General features: G+C 48.8%; 1 protein-coding gene. It reads left to right on the top strand.

Annotated elements, in window-relative coordinates; translation table 11 throughout:
- Positions 1–1,339, top strand: a 1,339-nt coding sequence (locus NZ772_18930) for an ATP-binding protein (GenBank protein MCS6815633.1), incomplete at its 5' end; no start/stop codon positions are given.
- Between the last annotated feature and the right edge of the window lie 80 nt (positions 1,340–1,419).

The raw sequence follows: 1,419 nt of genomic DNA, 5'->3' as shown, positions 1-1,419 counted from the left end.
AGCAGACGAAGGTAAACTACGGCAAGTACTGATCAACCTCTTGGGAAATGCAATTAAATTCACCCAACAGGGTCAGGTTATCCTACGGGTAGCAGTTACCGAGCAGACCCAGTTCAACCAGAGTTTACCAGCCAGTAGCTCCACATCTGATAGTCCCTCGTCCGACACTGCGGCACTAGTATCAGAAGATATGCAACCTCCCCAGCCAATGATGCTGCACTTTGAAGTTGAAGATACTGGCCCTGGCATTGCCCCTGAAGAACTTGATCAGCTATTTAAGACCTTTTCACAGACAGAAACTGGGCGGCGCTCGCAACAGGGTAGCGGATTAGGGTTAGCCATTAGCAAGCAATTTGTCCAACTGATGGGAGGGGACATTTCGGTCACCAGCGTGGTTAATCAGGGCAGCACGTTTCGATTTTTCATTCCTATTACCCTTAGCAGTCCAGTTACATTTAGCACAACTCGCCAGGTGATTGGTCTTGCACCTAACCAGCCTATCTATCGCATTCTCGTAGTGGAAAACAGTTGGGAAAGTCGTCAACTGATGCTCAAGCTGTTGTCGCTACCGGGTTTAGATGTGCGTGATGCTGCGAATGGGATGGAGGCGATCGAGATTTGGCAATCTTGGCACCCGCATCTGATTTGGATGGATATGCAAATGCCAGTCATGGATGGCTTTCAGGCTACTCAATACATTCGAGCCTATGAAGCCGGGAGTGCTTGCGAGGTGCCTATCGCTGAGTGGGTCAGGCATTTACGTGATGGTGAATCGTCAGCCTCAACACCACCATTGCCTACTACTGCTGATAATTCAACGATCGTTGACCATTCGTCATCATCACTGGCTCAACCGTCCCCCACCGACCCCTCAACCGCCAATGGTCAACCTCCAAAGACGGTGATTATTGCTCTAACAGCAAGCGTATTCGAGTCTGATCGCCTACGCAGTTTGGCAGCAGGTTGTGATGACTTTGTGCGTAAGCCCTTTTCCGAAGGACTACTGTTTGAAAAAATGTCGGCTTATTTGGGGATGGAATTAATTTATGATACGCCTACTCCAGAGGTGACCCCAGAGCCAATAGTATCAAAACCAGCAGACGATGCAGCCCCCCTGCCTGAACTTGCAACTTGCTTAGCAGCTATGCCTCCAGATTGGGTTACCAAGTTAGTATCTGTTGCTACTCGCTTAGATAGTGAGGCTGCTTTGCAACTGGTCAATCAAATTCCGCCTATGTACTCTCCCCTAGCAACCACCCTCACTGATTGGATTAACAATTTCCGCTTCGACCGGGTCATTCAATTTTTATCACCATTGGAATCTAAGGATGTCTCCTGATCTTCACCAGGGAATAGTAGTATCTCGTGCTAGGTGTTCAGCTACTAGGGCAGCACCCAACTGATTGAGGTGACTAGGAT

The organism is Cyanobacteriota bacterium, from assembly GCA_025054735.1.
Lineage (GTDB): Bacteria > Cyanobacteriota > Cyanobacteriia > SKYG9 > SKYG9 > SKYG9.
Note: the sequence above shows the minus strand (reverse complement) of the source record. Positions and strands in the feature narration are given on the sequence as shown.